Source organism: Clostridiales bacterium, assembly GCA_014799665.1.
Lineage (GTDB): Bacteria > Bacillota > Clostridia > Christensenellales > Pumilibacteraceae > Anaerocaecibacter.
The window spans coordinates 22,851-40,407 of sequence record JAAVHP010000007.1 but is presented as its reverse complement, the minus strand read 5'-3'; the positions used below and the strand labels follow the sequence as shown (position 1 = coordinate 40,407).

At 49.7% G+C, this 17,557-nt stretch carries 19 protein-coding genes; 9 read left to right on the top strand and 10 right to left on the bottom strand.

Annotation, left to right across the window (positions count from 1 at the left end):
- Window positions 1–122: 122 nt before the first annotated feature.
- The 5 genes from HDT28_02885 to HDT28_02865 form a co-directional block, all read right to left on the bottom strand.
- Window positions 123–680, bottom strand: a complete 558-nt coding sequence (locus HDT28_02885) for a biotin transporter BioY (protein ID MBD5131527.1) — start codon at window positions 678–680, stop codon at window positions 123–125.
- Between the two features lie 8 nt (window positions 681–688).
- Window positions 689–940 (bottom strand): TIGR03905 family TSCPD domain-containing protein, encoded by a 252-nt coding sequence (locus tag HDT28_02880; protein ID MBD5131526.1) that lies wholly within the window; start codon window positions 938–940, stop codon window positions 689–691.
- A gap of 152 nt (window positions 941–1,092) precedes the next feature.
- On the bottom strand, window positions 1,093–1,617 hold the full coding sequence (locus HDT28_02875; protein ID MBD5131525.1) for a DUF4364 family protein: 525 nt from the start codon (window positions 1,615–1,617) through the stop codon (window positions 1,093–1,095).
- A gap of 185 nt (window positions 1,618–1,802) precedes the next feature.
- Window positions 1,803–4,361 carry a valine--tRNA ligase gene (locus HDT28_02870; protein ID MBD5131524.1) on the bottom strand — a complete coding sequence of 853 codons (2,559 nt, stop codon included), beginning with the start codon at window positions 4,359–4,361 and terminating at the stop codon, window positions 1,803–1,805.
- Window positions 4,362–4,572: 211 nt separating this feature from the next.
- Window positions 4,573–5,883: a hypothetical protein gene (locus tag HDT28_02865; protein ID MBD5131523.1), complete on the bottom strand. Its 1,311-nt coding sequence runs from the start codon at window positions 5,881–5,883 to the stop codon at window positions 4,573–4,575.
- Window positions 5,884–6,123: 240 nt separating this feature from the next.
- Here HDT28_02865 and HDT28_02860 point away from each other — a divergent pair, with 240 nt between their 5' ends.
- From HDT28_02860 to HDT28_02845, 4 genes are all read left to right on the top strand, one after another.
- Window positions 6,124–7,131, top strand: a complete 1,008-nt coding sequence (locus tag HDT28_02860; protein ID MBD5131522.1) for an ABC transporter substrate-binding protein — start codon at window positions 6,124–6,126, stop codon at window positions 7,129–7,131.
- 2 nt (window positions 7,132–7,133) lie between these two features.
- Window positions 7,134–7,886: an ABC transporter ATP-binding protein gene (locus HDT28_02855; GenBank protein ID MBD5131521.1), complete on the top strand. Its 753-nt coding sequence runs from the start codon at window positions 7,134–7,136 to the stop codon at window positions 7,884–7,886.
- Between the two features lie 26 nt (window positions 7,887–7,912).
- Window positions 7,913–8,104, top strand: a complete 192-nt coding sequence (locus tag HDT28_02850; GenBank protein MBD5131520.1) for a hypothetical protein — start codon at window positions 7,913–7,915, stop codon at window positions 8,102–8,104.
- A gap of 61 nt (window positions 8,105–8,165) precedes the next feature.
- Complete coding sequence (locus tag HDT28_02845; GenBank protein MBD5131519.1) at window positions 8,166–8,969, top strand: ABC transporter permease; 804 nt, start codon at window positions 8,166–8,168, stop codon at window positions 8,967–8,969.
- Between the two features lie 75 nt (window positions 8,970–9,044).
- On the opposite strand, the gene HDT28_02840 is transcribed toward HDT28_02845, so the two are convergent.
- Window positions 9,045–9,644, bottom strand: a complete 600-nt coding sequence (locus HDT28_02840) for a hypothetical protein (protein ID MBD5131518.1) — start codon at window positions 9,642–9,644, stop codon at window positions 9,045–9,047.
- 122 nt (window positions 9,645–9,766) lie between these two features.
- Between HDT28_02840 and HDT28_02835 the strand changes: the two genes are divergently transcribed.
- On the top strand, window positions 9,767–9,973 hold the full coding sequence (locus HDT28_02835; GenBank protein ID MBD5131517.1) for a helix-turn-helix transcriptional regulator: 207 nt from the start codon (window positions 9,767–9,769) through the stop codon (window positions 9,971–9,973).
- 135 nt (window positions 9,974–10,108) lie between these two features.
- On the opposite strand, the gene HDT28_02830 is transcribed toward HDT28_02835, so the two are convergent.
- The 4 genes from HDT28_02830 to HDT28_02815 form a co-directional block, all read right to left on the bottom strand.
- The gene (locus tag HDT28_02830) at window positions 10,109–10,792 is read right to left on the bottom strand and encodes a CPBP family intramembrane metalloprotease (GenBank protein ID MBD5131516.1); all 684 of its coding nucleotides are present in this window, start codon (window positions 10,790–10,792) and stop codon (window positions 10,109–10,111) included.
- Window positions 10,793–10,884: 92 nt separating this feature from the next.
- Complete coding sequence (cysK, locus tag HDT28_02825; GenBank protein ID MBD5131515.1) at window positions 10,885–11,814, bottom strand: cysteine synthase A; 930 nt, start codon at window positions 11,812–11,814, stop codon at window positions 10,885–10,887.
- Window positions 11,815–11,831: 17 nt separating this feature from the next.
- Window positions 11,832–12,554, bottom strand: coding sequence for a tRNA threonylcarbamoyladenosine dehydratase (locus tag HDT28_02820; protein ID MBD5131514.1), 723 nt, complete (start codon window positions 12,552–12,554; stop codon window positions 11,832–11,834).
- Window positions 12,555–12,585: 31 nt separating this feature from the next.
- Entirely contained in the window at window positions 12,586–13,650 is a 1,065-nt protein-coding gene (locus HDT28_02815) for a hypothetical protein (GenBank protein MBD5131513.1), read from the bottom strand.
- 80 nt (window positions 13,651–13,730) lie between these two features.
- Between HDT28_02815 and HDT28_02810 the strand changes: the two genes are divergently transcribed.
- The 4 genes from HDT28_02810 (at window position 13,731) to HDT28_02795 (ending at window position 17,477) form a co-directional block, all read left to right on the top strand.
- Window positions 13,731–14,276: a sigma-70 family RNA polymerase sigma factor gene (locus tag HDT28_02810; protein MBD5131512.1), complete on the top strand. Its 546-nt coding sequence runs from the start codon at window positions 13,731–13,733 to the stop codon at window positions 14,274–14,276.
- Window positions 14,277–14,296: 20 nt separating this feature from the next.
- Window positions 14,297–15,004, top strand: coding sequence for a hypothetical protein (locus HDT28_02805; protein ID MBD5131511.1), 708 nt, complete (start codon window positions 14,297–14,299; stop codon window positions 15,002–15,004).
- Between the two features lie 63 nt (window positions 15,005–15,067).
- Window positions 15,068–16,600 carry a DUF3520 domain-containing protein gene (locus tag HDT28_02800; GenBank protein ID MBD5131510.1) on the top strand — a complete coding sequence of 511 codons (1,533 nt, stop codon included), beginning with the start codon at window positions 15,068–15,070 and terminating at the stop codon, window positions 16,598–16,600.
- Window positions 16,587–17,477, top strand: coding sequence for a hypothetical protein (locus HDT28_02795; GenBank protein MBD5131509.1), 891 nt, complete (start codon window positions 16,587–16,589; stop codon window positions 17,475–17,477). The genes HDT28_02800 and HDT28_02795 overlap by 14 nt, the downstream gene beginning before the upstream one ends.
- The last annotated feature ends 80 nt before the right edge of the window (window positions 17,478–17,557 follow it).

The window sequence follows — 17,557 nt, the reverse complement described above, 5'->3', positions numbered from 1 at the left end:
TTTCAATATAAAACTGCATAAATTTTAAAGGCGTTTTTGTCTATTTTAGCCATACTACACAAGGTAATTTGTGCAAAATCGACAAAAACCGACGAAAGCGTTTATGCCTCGTCGGTTCGTGATCATTTATATGTAGTTCTATGGCGCAACGCCCTATTCAGCGACGGATACAGACACGCCGTAAACCCGCAAAGCACCGCGTCCTTTAAGCCGAGGACAAGCACCGACGGTATACCGCCTATCGCCGCCGCCCAGCCGCTTCCTATATAATAGTAAACTATAAGCACCTGATACGTTATGCCGAGCGCGTAAATTGGTATCATGGCAACGAGCGCGCTCAAAAACACCTTACCGCGCGTTACCGTTTTGAGTTTTTTGCAAAGCACGCCTGCCACGAACGCGCCTATCGGGAAGCCCAGAAGATACCCGAACGACGGCATGACTACGTAGCTAAGCCCCCCGCCGCGCGTAAACACGGGCAGACCGAAAAGTCCCATAGCGATATACACCAAGACAGCGAGCGCGCCGTCCCTGCCGCCGAGCATGATGCCCGCCATAACGACGAACACGACCTGAAAGGACAGTTCGACCTGCGTAAACGGCACGGGAATAGATATCAGCCCGCCTATCGTTATTAGCGCGGTAAACACCGCGATCGATGCAATACGCTTGGTGCTCATAAGCTTAGTTACTTGCCCGCTTCCGCCTTATACTGTTTGAGCGCACGCGCGAGCTGATCGGGACACGAAGTACCGTTGCGGCACTGTATACCGTCCAGCCGAGAAATAACGTCGTCGACCTTCATGCCCACGGCGAGTTTGGCTACGCCCTGAGTATTGCCCGCACAGCCGCGCACGAACTTGCACGCCGTTACAATATCGTCCTGCACGTCGAACTGAATTTCGACCGAGCACGTTCCTTTCGTTTTATATGAGTACATAATCACCTCTTAGAATTACCTATGAATACGAATGAGTGCGGAGACGCGACGTAGACAAGGAAGTCCGAGTGCCGACCGACGGGAGTTTACACCCACGTAAATGACCGAGGGCGGTACGACGGCTGACGAAGTATACGCCGATGTATACGCGCTCATTCCGTAAGTTGGTCGTGTAGCAATAAGTATATATTCGCCGCTTTCTTTTCCCAATTGTTATGGATATATTTAGCCGTTTTGTTGTTTGCGACTACGAACTTAATGTCCAAAAGCGTTGCAGACGGCTCGACTACGCGCAGCCACACGGTATAGGTGCCGTCCTTATTCTTATAATAAGTATGCATATATTCCTGGCTGCGCTTATACGACATACGGTTTTCTTTTACGTAGTCGCTTATTTCCTGTCTGAGGTGTTCGGGAATGCGCGAATAGAAGTTTGCAAGGCAAGCCCGACCGTCGGGCGTCATTGTGTAAAGCTTTTCACGCCCGCGCTCGACCTTGTGTATGAAATTCGCTTTTGCGAGCTTGTCGATAGCGTCCATGCAGTACAGCGGCTGCATCCATCCGTTTTGCATATAGCAAATGTTGATGATGGTGTTATAATCGAGCGCTATGTCCATTTTATCGAAAACGAACAACACAATAAGTTTATTCAGCAATTCCTCTTCGGACTGTTCCAATACCTTTCTCCGTTCTGTTTTTTCGGGGGTAAATATTATTATACAATATAACTAATTAAAAGTAAATACTTTTCCCTACTTCTTTTTGGAAAGAAGTAGGCAAGAAAACCTTGCATTTATAGTTAGAGTTTGTTTTGCCGCACTACTCTTTTCGTCATTCTGAGCGTATGCGCAAAATCCCCTACTTACCTCAACTTTTCTTCGAGCGCTTTAATGCGTTCGGTGTAGTTCTTGACCTTTTCGCGCTCGGCGTCGATTAGCTTTTGCGGCGCTTTTTGGCAGAAGCCCTGGTTATTGAGCTTGGACTGCGCAAGAGCAAGCTCAGACTTGCATTTTTCGAGTTCTTTGTTGAGCCTGTCCTTTTCCTTTTGCGTATCGGCGAGCGGAACGAAAATCTTAACGCCGTCAAGCGCGATGAGCGCCGCGTTGTCCGCCGTACCCGTATTGACGTCCGCCGTTTTGGCGAGCGTGGGAAGATAATCGACCAAGAGCGCGCACAGCTTGTCGTCGCCTTCGCAGAATACCTCGGGCGTTTTGGCGACTGCCGTGTTCGTTTGTTTGAGGTTACGTACCGCGCGCACGCAATCTTTGAGCCGCTCGGCAAGCTTGATATCTCCGTCGTAATCGCCGCGTTTTTTGGTGGGGAACGAAGTCAGCATGAGTTCGCCTTCCGCACCCGGCAGACTGTCGTAGATCTCGGTCGTGATAAACGGAATTATCGGGTGAACGAGCTTTAACAGCACTTCGAGCGCGTACCGCAAAAGCCCCGCCGTGTTTTTGGCGTACTCGCCTTTCAGCTGGACTTTGGCGAACTCGATATACCAATCGCAGAACTCGTCCCAAATAAAGTTATATAATGCTTCGGCGGCGTGACCTACGTCGTACTTATTCATCGAGTTATTGACCGTGCCGATAAGCGCGTTGAGCTTACCGATAAGCCAGCCGTCGGGAACGGTTATCGCCTTGGGCTTTTGCTCGTAGCCGTTTGCGCACGCGCCGATAACGAACTTTGCCGCATTGAACAGCTTGTTCATGAAATTACGGTAGGTCGTGAGCGTTGTTTCGGAGAAATTGACGTCGCCGCCGCGCGCTACGCCGTTGACGAGCGAGAACCTAAGCGCGTCCGCGCCCGCGGTGTCTATAACCTCCAACGGGTCGACGCCGTTGCCGAGCGACTTACTCATTTTGCGCCCCATGCCGTCGCGAACTATGCCGTGTATATACACCTCGCTAAACGGCGCTTTGCCCGTGAATTTGAGCGCGGTGAATATCATGCGCGACACCCACAGCGGTATTATATCGTATGCGGTCACGAGCAAGTCGGTGGGATAGTACTTTTTCATATCCTCGGTTTCGTCCGGCCAGCCCATGGTTGAGAACGGCCACAGCGCCGACGAGAACCAGGTATCAAGCACGTCCTCGTCCTGGCGAAGCTTTCCGCCGCAGTGCGGACAAACCTCTATATCCTCGCGGCTTGCAAGCTCCTTGCCGCAGCCGTCGCAATAGAACACAGGTATGCGGTGTCCCCACCACAACTGACGGGATATGCACCAGTCGCGGATATTGTTCATCCAATTGAAGTAGGTCTTTTCGAAGCGTTTGGGAATAAAGACCGTTTCGCCGTCCTTGACCGCCTTGATCGCGGGCGCGGCAAGCTCTTTCATGCGGACGAACCACTGCTTGGACACCATCGGCTCGATAGTTTCGTCGCAGCGCGAGCAATGCCCTACGTTGTGCGTGTAGTCCTCGATTTTTTCGATATAGCCCTGCGCCTGCAAGTCTTTAACGGCGGCGGCGCGGCACTGTTCGCGTGTCATGCCCTCGTATTTTCCGGCATACGCATTCATAGTGCCGTCGTCGTTCATGACCTTGATTATTTCCAGGTTATGGCGCGCGCCTACCTCAAAGTCGTTGGGATCGTGCGCAGGCGTGATCTTGACCGCGCCCGTACCGAAATCGGCTTCTACGTATTCGTCGTAAACGATGGGGATCTCGCGCCCTACGAGCGGAAGCACCAATAATTTCCCTTCCATGCCCGCATAACGCTTGTCCTTGGGGCTGACTGCGACCGCGGTATCACCGAACATTGTTTCGGGGCGGGTCGTCGCGACCGTTATAAAGCCGCTGCCGTCCTTAAACGGGTATTTGATATGCCACAAATGGCTGTGCTCGGTTTCGAACTCAACCTCGGCGTCCGATATAGCCGTTTTGCAGCCCGCGCACCAGTTGGAGATGCGGTCGCCGCGATAGATAAAGCCCTGCTCGTAAAGCGAAACGAACACCTCGCGCACCGCACGACTGCACTTTTCGTCCATGGTGAACGCCATGCGCGACCAGTCGAGACTGACGCCCATTTTTTTAAGCTGTTCTACGATACGGTTGCCGTACTTGTTTTTCCAGTCCCAGGCACGCTCCAAAAAGCCGTCGCGTCCTACGTCCGGTTTCGACAAGCCCTCCTCGCGCATTTTTTCAACGACCTTGACCTCGGTTGCGATCGAGGCGTGGTCTATACCGGGCAGCCACAGCGTTTCGTACCCTTTCATGCGCTTGAACCGCACGATAGCGTCGGGGATAGTCACGTTCATGGAATGCCCTACGTGCAGCTGCCCCGTAATATTAGGCGGCGGCTGGACGATAGAAAATTTCTTTTTGGTTTTGCCGGGTCTGGGCTCGAAGCACTTATTGTCTACCCAGCGTTTGTATATTCGGCTCTCGAAGCTTTTCGGTTCGTAGGTCTTGTCCATAACTCAAAGCACACTCCTTATAGTAACATTTTAACACACATTTAATTAAATAGCAAATACTTATTACTTCTTTTCAAGGAAGTAACCAAGAAACCTTTAGTGTTTAGTATGAACTTAATGACAGTTAACACTTGTCATTCTGAGCGATTTTTTACCCTCCGAAGGATCTGCAATAAAAAACCGTGTCATGCTCGACACGGCTTTATCGGTGTTATTTCTTTTTGGAGAGCAGGTCGAGGAGCGTTTGCTCGATAATCTGCTGATTGCGCTCTGCGTCGAGCTTGTAGCTGACAAAGTCCGCCCAGAACTTCAAGATGTAATACATGAGTGTTGCGCCCACAGTTGCGGCGACCATGACAGGTCCGAGCAACCACCAGAACTGCAAGAATGAGAATACGACTGCGGCAATCGTTCCGCCCACTATGACTAAAACGGGAACAATTACGGAAAGTCTTGTCAAGAGCCAGCCGAGTGCTTTTATAATCGGGTACTTGGTTTTGAGCTCACGATAGCACGGAGTAACGATGCTCTGAAACGCAATCTGCTCTTGGCGTATTCTGAGAAGCACCGTACGCTTGTCAGTGACGAACCTGCGCTTCATGTACCAAACGAGCAAGAACCCTACCGCCACCGCGCCGGCACCGGCAAATAAGTCTATCAACGACTCCTTCCAAGTAAGAGTTATCATGAACACCGTTGCGACCGCAAGCACGACAAGCCCTGCGAAAATCGCGTACACAACCGGGTGCATAACAAACTTAAACGCCTCGTAAAACCTTACGGAGCCGACATATTCGGCAGTAGCCGCATCAAAGTTGGTCTTGGGGCGACTGTCTTTTTCAAGCTCGACTTCCGGGCTGGTGATCGTTATGCGGTCGTCGTCTATGGTGGGGTTGGCTTCGCGCTGCGCTTTTTCACGCTGAGCGATGCGCTTTTCTTCTGCGCGCTGTGCCTTGATGTTGTTTTCTATTTCGTCCTGATCTTTTTCGGACGGGCTCTTTATTCCCATGAGTTTACTCATTGCCTCCTCTGTCGCGTTGTCGATCTTGCCGCCGAGCGCGTCGCCGTTCGGTTCTACTGCGGCGCTCTGCGCGGCTTGCATTGCTTTTTCGCGGATTTGCGCTTGCAAACGGCGCTCCTCCTCTATTGCCTCTTTTTCCACGACAAGCTCGCTCTTCAAGCTTTCCGTATCTGACGCAAGCAATTCTTTCTCGCTCTTAGCCGCTTTTTTAAGCGATGCGTACAGCCTTCTGCGTTCTGCACTGCTCGGCCTCAACAGCTTTTCCATTTCCTCGGGCGATAATGTAGCGACCTTGCCGTCACCGCCGCTCTGCGGAACCTCTTTCAAGGCGTCGAGTCCGAAATCGTCAGGCACCATAACGTCGGCAGGCTGCTCGCCACTGGTTTCAACAAAACCGTCGTGGCACAGCTTACATACATGGAATACCTTACCGTTTTCCTCTATCGTATAGCTGTCGTCGGGAAGTCCGCAAAGCTCGCAAGCATTCTTCTTTGTTGCCATAACTACTCCTTCTGCAATCATGATAGCACATATTAAACTGCTTGTCAACTTACTTCTTTGAAAATAAGTAAGCAAAAAAACTTTTAATGTTGTGTATTTACTAAGCCGTTATTACGTCGTTGCACCCGAATAAGTTCGTTTCGTTATTTCTTTACGCCATTATTCCCATAATTCGCTATCACTCCCCCATACAAGGTCGCATAGACTGGAATATAGAAAAAGTCACCCAAGGAGGACTATATGAAGAAAATAACAGCTCTACTCACCGCTTTTGCGCTCATGCTCTTGCCGACCGCGCTCGCGGCGTGCGGAAACGACGGCAAAACGACTATCCGTTTAAGCGAAGTCACCCACTCCATATTCTACGCTCCGCTGTACATAGCCATAAATAACGGCTATTTCGAGGACGAGAATATCGATATCAAGCTCTCTAACGGCGGCGGCGCAGACAAGGTCATGACGTCCGTCATTTCCGGTTCCGCCGAAATCGGGCTTATGGGTCCCGAAGCTACCATTTACTGCCACGTAGAGGGACAGCGCGACTACCCCGTTATTTTCGGGCAGCTCACCATGCGCGACGGCTCGTTCCTCGTCGGGCGCAATCCAGAACCCGATTTCGATTGGAAAAATCTCGAAGGCAAGCATATCCTCGCAGGTCGCGCGGGCGGTGTACCCGCAATGACCCTGCAATGGGTGCTTAACCAGAACGGCGTAGATACGAGCAACGGCGAGCTGTTCGACACGTCGGTTGCGTTCGACGCCATGGTCGGCACGTTCGAGTCAGACCCGTCTATCGCGTACACAACCATGTTCGAACCGACCGCATCCGAATACGTTGCGCTCGGCAAGGGCTATATCGTAGCTTCCGTCGGCGAAGCTTCGGGCGCAGTGCCGTATACCGCGTTCTCGGCGCAAAAGTCGTGGCTCAGCAAGAACAACGATACCGCAAAAGCCTTCCTTCGCGCCGTCCTTAACGGCTACAAATTCATGAAAGACAACACGCCCGAGGTCGTCGCAAAATCGCTTACCGCGTCGTTCGCGGGCACGAGCGAAACCTCTATCGCCGCGGCGGTAAAGAGCTATCTCAGCATAAACGCATGGTCGACTACGCCCGTTCTCGCCGAGGAAGACTTTAACAGACTCCAAGACATCATGGAAAACGCCGGCACTCTTTCTTCTCGCGCCGACTACTCGGCCGCCGTCGATAACACTATCGCCAATGAGCTTGTAAAAGAGCTCGGGCTATAACCATGGCACTGCTCGACATCAACCACGTTGACGTTATATACCAGACCGAGCAGGGCGAAACGCAGGCAGTCAGCGACCTGACGCTCACGGTCGACGAGGGTGAGTTTATTGCCCTCGTCGGTCCGTCGGGCTGCGGCAAGACTACTCTGCTTTCCATGATCGCGGGACTGCTCAAACCGACAAACGGCAGCGTTACGATAGACGGCGAGCCTATAAACGTAGCGCACGGCAACGTCGGGTATATGCTCCAACGCGACAACCTTTTCGAGTGGCGTACGATAGAAGCCAACGTACTGCTCGGGCTGACCATACAAAAAAAGCTGAACGAACAAACCCGAGAATACGCGCTCGGTATGCTCGACAAGTACGGGCTGAAAGATTTTAAGTCGGCGTTCCCTACCCAGCTTTCGGGCGGTATGCGGCAGCGCGCCGCGCTCATACGCACGCTCGCGTTCAGCCCGCGGCTGCTGCTACTCGACGAACCGTTCTCTGCGGTCGATTTCCAAACGCGCATGACGGTATGCGACGACGTTCATTCGATCATCAAGAACGAGAAGAAAACGGCGGTGCTCGTCACCCACGACATAGCGGAAGCCGTGTCAATGGCGGATCGAATAGTCGTTCTTACAAACCGCCCCGCGACCGTAAAAGCGATTTTCGATATCGATATAGACGCGCCTACCCCGCTTAAACGCAGAGAAAACCCGCGCTTTTCGTACTGGTTCGATAAGGTGTGGCACGAGATAAATGCGTAATCACTAATTTTTAAAAGGAGGTAATCATGAACGAAGAAAAAACGCCGCGCGTAACGGGCAAGCAAATACTTACCGACGCGGTAACGTTGTTTAAAGATACCGGCATATTCATTTACGACGTTACGAGGCTTGCAATCGACAAGATAAAAGCTTCGATGAGCCGTAAAGACGGCAAAGAGAACAAGGACGAAATTCAAGCGTCGGTACCTGTTCAATAATCAACCGCCCTACTAATACAAGGAGCAAAACATGAAGATAAACAAACGACTTCCCTGTCGAATGAGTAGCGTCAAAACGCCGCGACAGAAATATTTACATGCGCGGCGCGTAGACAAAGTTACCGTGCTGTGCCTTCAAATAGGCGTGCTCGCGGCATTTTTGGGGATTTGGGAGCTTGCGACGGCGCTAGGCTGGATAGACAGCTTTATAATGTCCAGCCCGTCGCGCATAATCAAAATACTCTCGACCCTGCAACCGAGCGAGCTATTCAAGCACATAGCGTATACGCTCTTGGAATGTATAGTCGGCTTTATCGCGGCTAGCGGGCTGGGCGTACTGATAGCCGTAGCGTTATGGCGGTTTACAAAACTGCGCAAGGTGCTCGAACCGTATATCGTAGTGCTAAACGCCCTACCCAAGATCGCGCTCGGTCCTATCATCATTATTTGGGTGGGCGCGGGCGCGCAAGCGATAATCGTCATGACCGTGCTCATCTGCATAATCGTGACGGTGATAAGTATGCTCAACGCGTTCATGTCGGTGGACGAAGGCAAGATACTTTTGCTTCAATCAATGGGCGCGAACAAGTGGCAGATCTTAACCAAGCTAATACTTCCCGCCAACGTTCCCGCAATAGTCAATATGCTCAAAATAAACGTCGGGCTTGCGTGGGTCGGCACTATCATGGGCGAATACCTTGTATCGACGGCGGGACTCGGCTACCTCATAATCTACGGCAGTCAGGTTTTCAAAATGGACCTCGTTATGGCAAGCACCGTAATTCTCTGTATGCTTGCAACCGTCATGTACCTCGCCGTAGCGGGAATAGAACGAATAGCCAAAAAGAAGTACCACGTGGAGTAAACGTAAAACCCCGTTGGCTAAGTCAATGGGGTTTTATCATACAATTTCCGCACGAACGATTGCATTGTGCTGTATTCAATTTTTATATGTATACGGATTAAATTCATCCTCTTTGACAAACGTCTTACCACCGTTAAAAGACAGCCAATAGCCAATCGTCCATCCCCCATCGCTTCGTTCGACATAACGCAAATAAGGTTGACCATAATAAGGATGGCTACAATCATTACCTTTATAAGCATTATAATATAAACCACGTTCGAAGAAAATCAAATTTTTTTCTCTACCCTCATAAAAAATAGTTATTTTTTTATCCTCATCGTCATTATTTGTTGTAACCGTACCTTGTGATTTCACACTGTGTTTGGCTACAATAAAAAGAATAAAAGGAATAAAGAAGATTACGACAATAATACCATACGGCAAATACGTAAAAAAATGTATAACCTTTTCCCACTTAGCACCATTCACATTGTCCGCATACTTATGCGCAGCCGCGCCAGTTGCAAAAGTAGATACTATAAAGCTAAGTATACCACATATCAAAGGAGGAATCATTTCACTATCTTTTGGTAATTTCAGTAACAATATAAAACAAGATGCAGCTAATATAGGCGAAATAATCATTATTACAAAACAAATTTTCACAGCCCTTTTTCTTTCCTGTTCTTCCATAATCACCTCCGATTAGTTGATTTGCAATAATCATATCACACCGTTTGGTGTAAGTCAAGTATTTTACACCAATCGGTGTAAAATACTTAAAAAAGGCAAACTCCAATAAGGAGAACATAAAAATGTACATGGAAAAATTCGCCGCCAATCTCAAATATTTGATTGGCGAAAACAGTATAACCTCGGTCGCTAAAAATATAGGTATACCCCAACAAACGTTAAGTCGATATATTTTGGGACAACGCGAAATCGGGCTTGAAAACCTTTGCAAAATAGCAGACTACTTTAATGAAGATTTGAACGTTCTCGTCGGTCGGCGCGAATATTGATAAAAGGCGTGACTTTAAGCGCACTTCCCATATCGAATTAAAAACAAACAATGATAAACGGCTCTCGAACACTTTTGTTCGAGAGCCGTTTTGATACGCGTAATTAAGTAATAAAAGTTTAATTTAGATTTGACGTTATAACATAAAGCAAGTCAAAAGCACTATGGAAAAATCATATAGTCCGTGTCCGATGATGACAGACAACAGCGAGCAGTCTTTTATAAAATATTTTAAGTACCCGAATACGCAACCGACAAGAGTTGTGAAAAGCACTTGAATCAGACTACCGTTAATTATATGCCACAGCCCGAATAAAACGGCGGCAATCAACGGAGCAAGCCATTTACATTTTTTTAACCAAATTTCAAACTGATTTTGTACGTATCCGCGGAATACAATTTCCTCGCACACGCCCACAAAAAGAATATCTTGTACGGCGGAAATTGCCAAAAAACCTGCGGACGGTTCGGTATGAGAACCGATTATGCTTGTGCCGCATAGAATAGGAACTATTCCCATCACAAAACACAACACAACGGCAATCGCAAGCCCGATCAGGATTTGCAGCCACAATCTATGTTTAGTGGGCAGTAGCTTGCTTCCCTGTCCCGTCAGCTTCATAGCAACAGCAGCGACTACCGCAAATGCAGCAGTCACGAGCAATGTAAGGCATATTCTTACCGCATATATATCGATCAGCCATATTCCCCAAAGCGAAAACGTCAACCCGACGATCAACATTAGCGCAATGAAAAATATTATGACTGCATATTTACTGTCGGCATTAACGGGAAATATTGATTTTTTATTATCTTCCATAGTCTTTCTCCGCTAGATCGGCGTTTATCGTACAGTAATTATATCATATCACTCACAGAAAAACAAGTAAACTGTTATAGTGCATATTATCATCAATCATCGAACAGCGGAGTGGAAAGATACCGCTCGCCCGTGTCGGGAAGAATTGCGACTATCGTTTTACCCTTGTTCTCGGGGCGTTTAGCGAGCTCTGCCGCCGCCCACAGCGCCGAACCCGACGAAATGCCGACGAGTATGCCGTCTTCCTTAGCAAACGTTTTCGTCGTTTCGAACGCCGCTTCGTTTTCCACCGTTATGATCTCGTCGTAAATTTTCGTATCGAGAACTTCGGGAATGAACCCCGCGCCGATACCCTGTATCTTGTGCGCGCCCGCGACTCCCGTCGACAGCACCGGCGATCCTTTCGGCTCGACCGCAACTACCTTTATATCCTTATTTTTGCTTTTAAGATATGCTCCTGTGCCCGTGATCGTTCCGCCCGTTCCCACGCCCGCGACGAGTATATCCACCTTACCGTCGGTGTCGCGCCAAATTTCGGGACCCGTAGTGGCTATATGCGCGGCGGGGTTAGCGGGGTTTACAAACTGTCCGCAAATAAACGAATCGGGAATGGTTTCGGCAAGTTCGTTCGCTTTTTCTATCGCGCCCTTCATACCTTTTGCGCCTTCCGTCAAAACTATTTCCGCGCCGTACGCTTTTATCAGCTTTCTGCGCTCAATGCTCATGGTTTCGGGCATGGTGATGATAAGCTTATACCCTTTTGCCGACGCAACCGCCGCAAGCCCTATACCCGTGTTTCCGCTCGTCGGCTCGATTATGGTCGCACCCTTTTTGAGCCTACCGCTTTTCTCGGCGTCCTCTATCATTGCTTTGGCTACTCGATCCTTGACCGAGCCCGCGGGATTGAAATATTCGAGCTTAACGAGCAGGGTCGCACCCAGCCCGTATTTCTTCTCGTAACCTACCGCTTCCACCAGCGGAGTGTTGCCCACAAGGTCGAGTATGGTTTTGTAATTCGGCATAGAATATATCCGTCCTTTTATTCGCTTTTATTGTACCCGATCAGGTCCTTAATCACTTCGCCCGCAATTATCAGCCCGACCGCCGACGGCACGAACGCATTGCTCGCAGGGATTTCGCGGCGCGCGCCGACTTCCTCATCACAAACAGATAAAGGCTTTAACGGTTCTTCCTTGCTGTAAACAACTTTAAGGCGTTCGATACCCCGCTTTTTGAGCTCGCGGCGTATGACTTTTGCGAGCGGACATACCGAGGTTTTATATATATCGGCAACCTCGAAAGCCGTGGGGTCGACCTTGTTCCCCGCCCCCATGGAACTGATCACGGGCGTGCCGCAACGCGCAGCATTCTCAATAATAGTGAGTTTGCCCGTGACCGTATCGATAGCGTCGACGATATAATCGTACTCGGCAAAGTCGAATTGACAAGCGGTGTCCGGCATATAAAATGTTTTATAGGTCTTGACCTTACAGTCGGGGTTTATGTCAAGAACACGCTCTGCGGCGACGTCCACTTTATACCTACCCACCGTAGAGGTCGTAGCTATGATCTGGCGGTTGATATTGGTGATACTTACCTTGTCGTTGTCGATAAGATCGAGCGCGCCCACGCCCGAACGCGCAAGCGCTTCCACGGTATAGCCGCCGACCCCGCCCACGCCGAACACGGCGACGCGCGAGCTTTTCAGCTTATCCATAGCGGCTTTACCGAACATTAATTCCGTTCTCGAAAACTTATCCATAAATTTATTATATCAAGTTACGGTTATGTTGTCAAACCGATACGTCGGCTCGTTTTTTAGTAAGTTTGCTTCGAACGCGTTTCGCCTTGGTTTTCACCTTGCGTTTAACACGGGTGCGTATCAAATACCAAAGATTGCAAGCGAGGTACAGCATACCGAGTATGCCCGTCACGGGGTACAACGTTTCGACGACCGCCGAAAATCCGAACGCGCCGACGACAAGCCCCGCGATAAGCACTACCCCCGCCGCGACGATTTTATACTTGAATATCCCGAGCACGTAGTCGTACACCGATTTGAACGCCGCGAGCATGGTTGTGAATATGGAAGCGGCTATCACGGGCAGACCTATAAAATAAGTCGCTCGCCCGCTTTTGAGCGCGATCAAGAGCATGGGCATATCCGCCTTTGCCGCCGAGGTCGATTGCAGCGCGCCCATAATGCACAAGAGCAGCCCCGCTATAACTACCGACGCTACCGCCGACGAAAGTATTATCTCACGCGGTGAAAGCTTATGCACGGTGGTGAGCACCCCGCCGCCCAAAATCATGTTCATGGAAACGTACAGCAATACATTATATACGTTTATTCCGCCCGACTGGGCTTTGAGCGGAAAGTCGATCGCAAGCACCGAGCACACGCACAAAAACACTACCATTATAGGAACGAGCACCGCATTGGCTTTTATTACGCCGTTTATCCCGCGCACGGCGACGACGGCACACAGCAGCCCCACGACTATCGAGGCTACGGGCCGAATATCTATGAACTCGGCGGCAAGGCTGTCTACGCCCGCGAGCATTGCGCCGAGTACCGTCACCGAATTGAACAGCATAAAAATATCGGCAAGCGGTCTGAGCTTACCGAACACCTCGCCGTTGACCTCGCCCGTGTCCGTCTTTTTCACGCGCCTGCCCACGAACAAAAACAACGTCGAGCACATAAACACGAGCACGCCTGTAATGAGCGCGGTGAACACGTTCGGCACCGCGCCGAAGAACGCCACCACCTCTTTACCCGACGCAAACCCCGCGCCGATCACGGTGCCGACGATCAGCATAGCGACCGACATTGCACGCAAAAACGACTTAAACATGGTCTATTGTATGCAAAACCTCGCCGTGCGTATGACTTAACCTATTGACAAGAAACTATTAAGAATATATAATTATACGCATGACCGACCATGAAAGACAAAAAGTCAACGGGCTTATAGCGCGGATCGCAGGCGGCGAGGTTCAAGCATTGGACGAGCTCGCCCGTCTTTTGTCTGCCAGAATGCTGTCGGTCGCGCGGTCGGTGCTAAACGACAAGCACAAAGCCGAGGACGCGGTTCAGGACAGCTTTATAAAGATCATCGAGAACGCGAAGAAATTTCGCCCCGACACCAACGGCTACGCCTGGATATGCAAGATAGTGCAAAACACCGCGCTTAATATTCTACGGAGCGATAGAACCAAGCAGACGCTCGATATAGACGAGTTCTTCGACCTAGCGGACGACGGAGACCTATCCGACTATGCTACTTCGACCTTTACGGTAAAGAACGCCATGAGCGTGCTCTCCCCGTTTGAACGTCGGGTCATATACCAAAAATACTTTATGGACTTTACCGTCCGCGACAGCGCGAAAAGCCTAAATAAGTCCAAATCGACCATCGCCCGCACGGTCACCGCCGCAGAAGCGAAAATGCGCGAATATCTTGCGGGACAAAATCACTGAGTAAACGGTTGTAATAAAGAATGAACGAAAAAGACGAACAACTTAACGGGCTGTTTGATGAATACGCAAACGACCTTCAACCTCGCACCGATCTTGCGCAAAAAGCGCGAGACGAGCTCGTGCGCAAAAACGAGAAAAAGCAAAAGCCTGCTTTGCGGTACGGCGTTATATTCGGCTCACTCGCCGCAGCGGCGGCAGTGGCTGTATTTGCGTTCAGCGTTTTGCCGGGACTGTTTACGGGGAATAACGACGGAGCGACTAACGAAGAGAACGGTCCAAGCGACGCTTCGCCCGCAACTCCGTCCGCAGTGTCGTACACGATCGGCGAAGTGCGCGCGACAAAAACGACACGGAGCGATATTAGCGACTTTATCGATATTTCGCGGATAGAAAACGCGGGCTACGAGGTTTATTCCGAAAACTATTATAACTGTTATATTAAGGAAAGCAATACCCTAGCCTACGTAAAGGCGGTATTCGGCGTATCTACCGATAAAGGCAATATCGAAATAAGCGTTATCGCCGAGCGCGACGGGTATAAACGAACCGACCTTGCCGAGCAATACGGTTATCTCATGAAAAGCGACCGCCGCATAAGCTATGCGGAAAGCTATCAAGACGGCGAATATATGACGATGGCGTATATAACCGACTACGATATTCACTACTACGTTTCGACTATGGGGAACACCGACGGCGCGCAAAATTTATTTAATTATTTTTTATAAACGTGGGACAAAGAGCGAAAACGCTGTGTTGTAATTGTAATGAGACAAAAAGGAGAAAAAATTATGAAAAAACATATTAATAAATTATTATCTGCCGCGCTCGCTCTGTCGTTCACCCTACCACTTGTCGCTTGCGGCGCAAACGGCGGTTACGGAGAATGGGATAATTCCGGCGCCCCCGCGCCGGGCGGCATATTGATGGACGGTGATTTCGAGCTCGGCGAACCGCTCCTCGATTACAAATACGAAGAAATAACCGAGAATGGATTTTTCAACGCGGCGACCGCACCAAACTCCTATTTCTCGCTTGATAGAAATACCGCGGCGTACTCGCTCATGCGCAAGCAAATAAACGGCGGGAATCTTCCCTCGCCCACGAGCGTGCGTTTAGAGGAATATATAAACTACTTCGACTACGACTATGCCCGTCCTAACGAGGGCGAAGATATATCCGTGGGCGGGAATATTTTCGATTGTCCGTGGAACGAAGAAAACAAGCTGATGACGGTTACCGTCGCGGCGGAAGAAGTGGACGTGAGCGACGTCAGCCATAATATCGTGCTGCTTGTAGACACGTCCGGCTCAATGTACGGCGACGACCGTTTGGGGCTTATACAGCAATCGTTCAAGCTGCTCGTAGAAGAACTCGACGAAAAGGACACCGTTTCGATCGTTACGTATGCGAGCGGAACGTCGGTTGCGTTGCGCGGCGCGTCGGGCAACGAAAAAGCCAAGATAGTAAACGCGCTTTTCGATCTTAAAGCGAGCGGCTCTACGAACGGCGCGGGCGGACTTCAACTCGCCTACGAGGTGGCGCAGGACTACATGACGGAAGGCTCGAACAACCGCGTTATCATCGCGACCGACGGCGACTTTAACGTAGGTCCGTCCAACAAGAAGGATTTGGAAAAGCTTATTACGACCAAGCGCGACAGCGGTATTTATCTCTCGGTGCTCGGCGTGGGTATGTACAATACCAACGACGTCACTATGAAAACGCTCTCCGAAAACGGCAACGGCAATTACGCCTATCTCGACACAGTGGCGGAAGCGCAAAAGGTGCTCGTAAAAGAGCTTGGCGGCACGCTCAAAGTTGTAGCCAAGGACGCTAAGATAGGCGTTACCTTCAATGCCGACGCAGTGGAAAAATACAGGCTTATCGGCTACGAAAGCAAGATCCTTTCGCAAGAGGAGTTCGAGGACGAAACCAAGGACACGGGCGAAATCGGTTCGGGTCATAACGTTACCGCCCTATACGAAGTAAAGCTCATTGGCGACGCCGAGGGCGAAGTAGCTTCCACCGAAATCAAATACAAAAAGCCCGACACGGACGAGAATATGTCCGTAAAATACGTTCTAAACGCCGAGGATATAACTGCAACGTCAAACGAGGACTGCGTATTTATAGGCTGCGTGACCGAGTTCGGGTTGATATTAAGAAAGTCCGAGTATAAAGCTAACGCAAGCCTGGAAAGCGTTCTCACCCGCCTTAACGATCTTATATGCGTAAAGACCGATCAATTCAAAGCGGAGTTTGCTGAGTTGGTTAAGAAAGCCCAAAAACTCGTGCCCGCTTCCTATTATGACGAAGATTAACTCGAAACGAATAATATTATTAATACTGATCGCACTGCTCGCCTTTTCGTGCGCGCTGCTCGTGCCGTCGGTACACGCCGATACGGGTCCTAAGCCGAGCGTTGTAATAGAGTTCAAAAACATGGACGACAGACTGTGTTACGGCACACTGTTATCCAAATACGAAAGCACAGGTCCCGCTTCCGCGTGGGACGGCGACGAAAATCATATTTGGTGCAACGACGATAACCTATCCGTTTGGCGTGCGTTCGTCGGTTACGAGGACGAGGACGGCTACTTTTATTTACAGTGGCATTGGCGGGTTGACGAAAGCAAAGAGTTAGCGTGGACGTACTATCCGCCCTCTCCGTTTAAAATACTTTTGTACTACCCCGATACCGACTCGTTCCAAGTGAGCGGCGTGATAGAAAAATACGCTTTTCACAGTTATTATTCGGTCGATATGTCGAACGGACTCGATGAAGTAGAGCAAACGCTACCCGTAGAAGTCAATTATCAATACGGCAAAGAAATAGCCTGGCTTATCGTACGGATAATACTTACCATACTGATTGAATTGGGCATAGCTTGGATGTTCAAGCTACGTTCCAAAAAGGAAATACTGACTATACTCGGCGTAAATACCGTAACGCAAATCGCGTTGAATATTGCATTAAACGTTTTGAACTTCTACAACGGGTTATGGGCGCTTATATGGTATATTCCTTTGGAGCTAGGGGTATTTATCGTAGAGTCCGTCGTTTATTGTCTGACCTTACGTAAAATGCGCCAACCCGAATACTCTAACGGCTACTGCGTACTTTACACATTTTGCGCCAACGTCATATCGTTTGCGGTCGGCGCGATCATGGCTATCTTTATATCGGGGTTGTTTTGATTAAAAATATAAAAAGCCGTATCGAAAGAGATTATCGATACGGCTTTTTTTTTGCTTATTTTAAAACAAATGGCGTAAAG

Excerpts from the sequence above, each read along its gene's own strand:
- HDT28_02885 (MBD5131527.1), bottom strand. The coding sequence starts at position 680 with ATGAGCACCAAGCGTATTGCATCGATCGCGGTGTTTACCGCGCTAATA.
- HDT28_02880 (MBD5131526.1), bottom strand. The coding sequence starts at position 940 with ATGTACTCATATAAAACGAAAGGAACGTGCTCGGTCGAAATTCAGTTC.
- HDT28_02870 (MBD5131524.1), bottom strand. The coding sequence starts at position 4,361 with ATGGACAAGACCTACGAACCGAAAAGCTTCGAGAGCCGAATATACAAA.
- HDT28_02865 (MBD5131523.1), bottom strand. The coding sequence starts at position 5,883 with ATGGCAACAAAGAAGAATGCTTGCGAGCTTTGCGGACTTCCCGACGAC.
- HDT28_02860 (MBD5131522.1), top strand. The coding sequence starts at position 6,124 with ATGAAGAAAATAACAGCTCTACTCACCGCTTTTGCGCTCATGCTCTTG.
- HDT28_02855 (MBD5131521.1), top strand. The coding sequence starts at position 7,134 with ATGGCACTGCTCGACATCAACCACGTTGACGTTATATACCAGACCGAG.
- HDT28_02850 (MBD5131520.1), top strand. The coding sequence starts at position 7,913 with ATGAACGAAGAAAAAACGCCGCGCGTAACGGGCAAGCAAATACTTACC.
- HDT28_02845 (MBD5131519.1), top strand. The coding sequence starts at position 8,166 with ATGAGTAGCGTCAAAACGCCGCGACAGAAATATTTACATGCGCGGCGC.
- HDT28_02840 (MBD5131518.1), bottom strand. The coding sequence starts at position 9,644 with ATGGAAGAACAGGAAAGAAAAAGGGCTGTGAAAATTTGTTTTGTAATA.
- HDT28_02835 (MBD5131517.1), top strand. The coding sequence starts at position 9,767 with ATGTACATGGAAAAATTCGCCGCCAATCTCAAATATTTGATTGGCGAA.
- HDT28_02830 (MBD5131516.1), bottom strand. The coding sequence starts at position 10,792 with ATGGAAGATAATAAAAAATCAATATTTCCCGTTAATGCCGACAGTAAA.
- cysK (MBD5131515.1), bottom strand. The coding sequence starts at position 11,814 with ATGCCGAATTACAAAACCATACTCGACCTTGTGGGCAACACTCCGCTG.
- HDT28_02820 (MBD5131514.1), bottom strand. The coding sequence starts at position 12,554 with ATGGATAAGTTTTCGAGAACGGAATTAATGTTCGGTAAAGCCGCTATG.
- HDT28_02815 (MBD5131513.1), bottom strand. The coding sequence starts at position 13,650 with ATGTTTAAGTCGTTTTTGCGTGCAATGTCGGTCGCTATGCTGATCGTC.
- HDT28_02810 (MBD5131512.1), top strand. The coding sequence starts at position 13,731 with ATGACCGACCATGAAAGACAAAAAGTCAACGGGCTTATAGCGCGGATC.
- HDT28_02805 (MBD5131511.1), top strand. The coding sequence starts at position 14,297 with ATGAACGAAAAAGACGAACAACTTAACGGGCTGTTTGATGAATACGCA.
- HDT28_02800 (MBD5131510.1), top strand. The coding sequence starts at position 15,068 with ATGAAAAAACATATTAATAAATTATTATCTGCCGCGCTCGCTCTGTCG.
- HDT28_02795 (MBD5131509.1), top strand. The coding sequence starts at position 16,587 with ATGACGAAGATTAACTCGAAACGAATAATATTATTAATACTGATCGCA.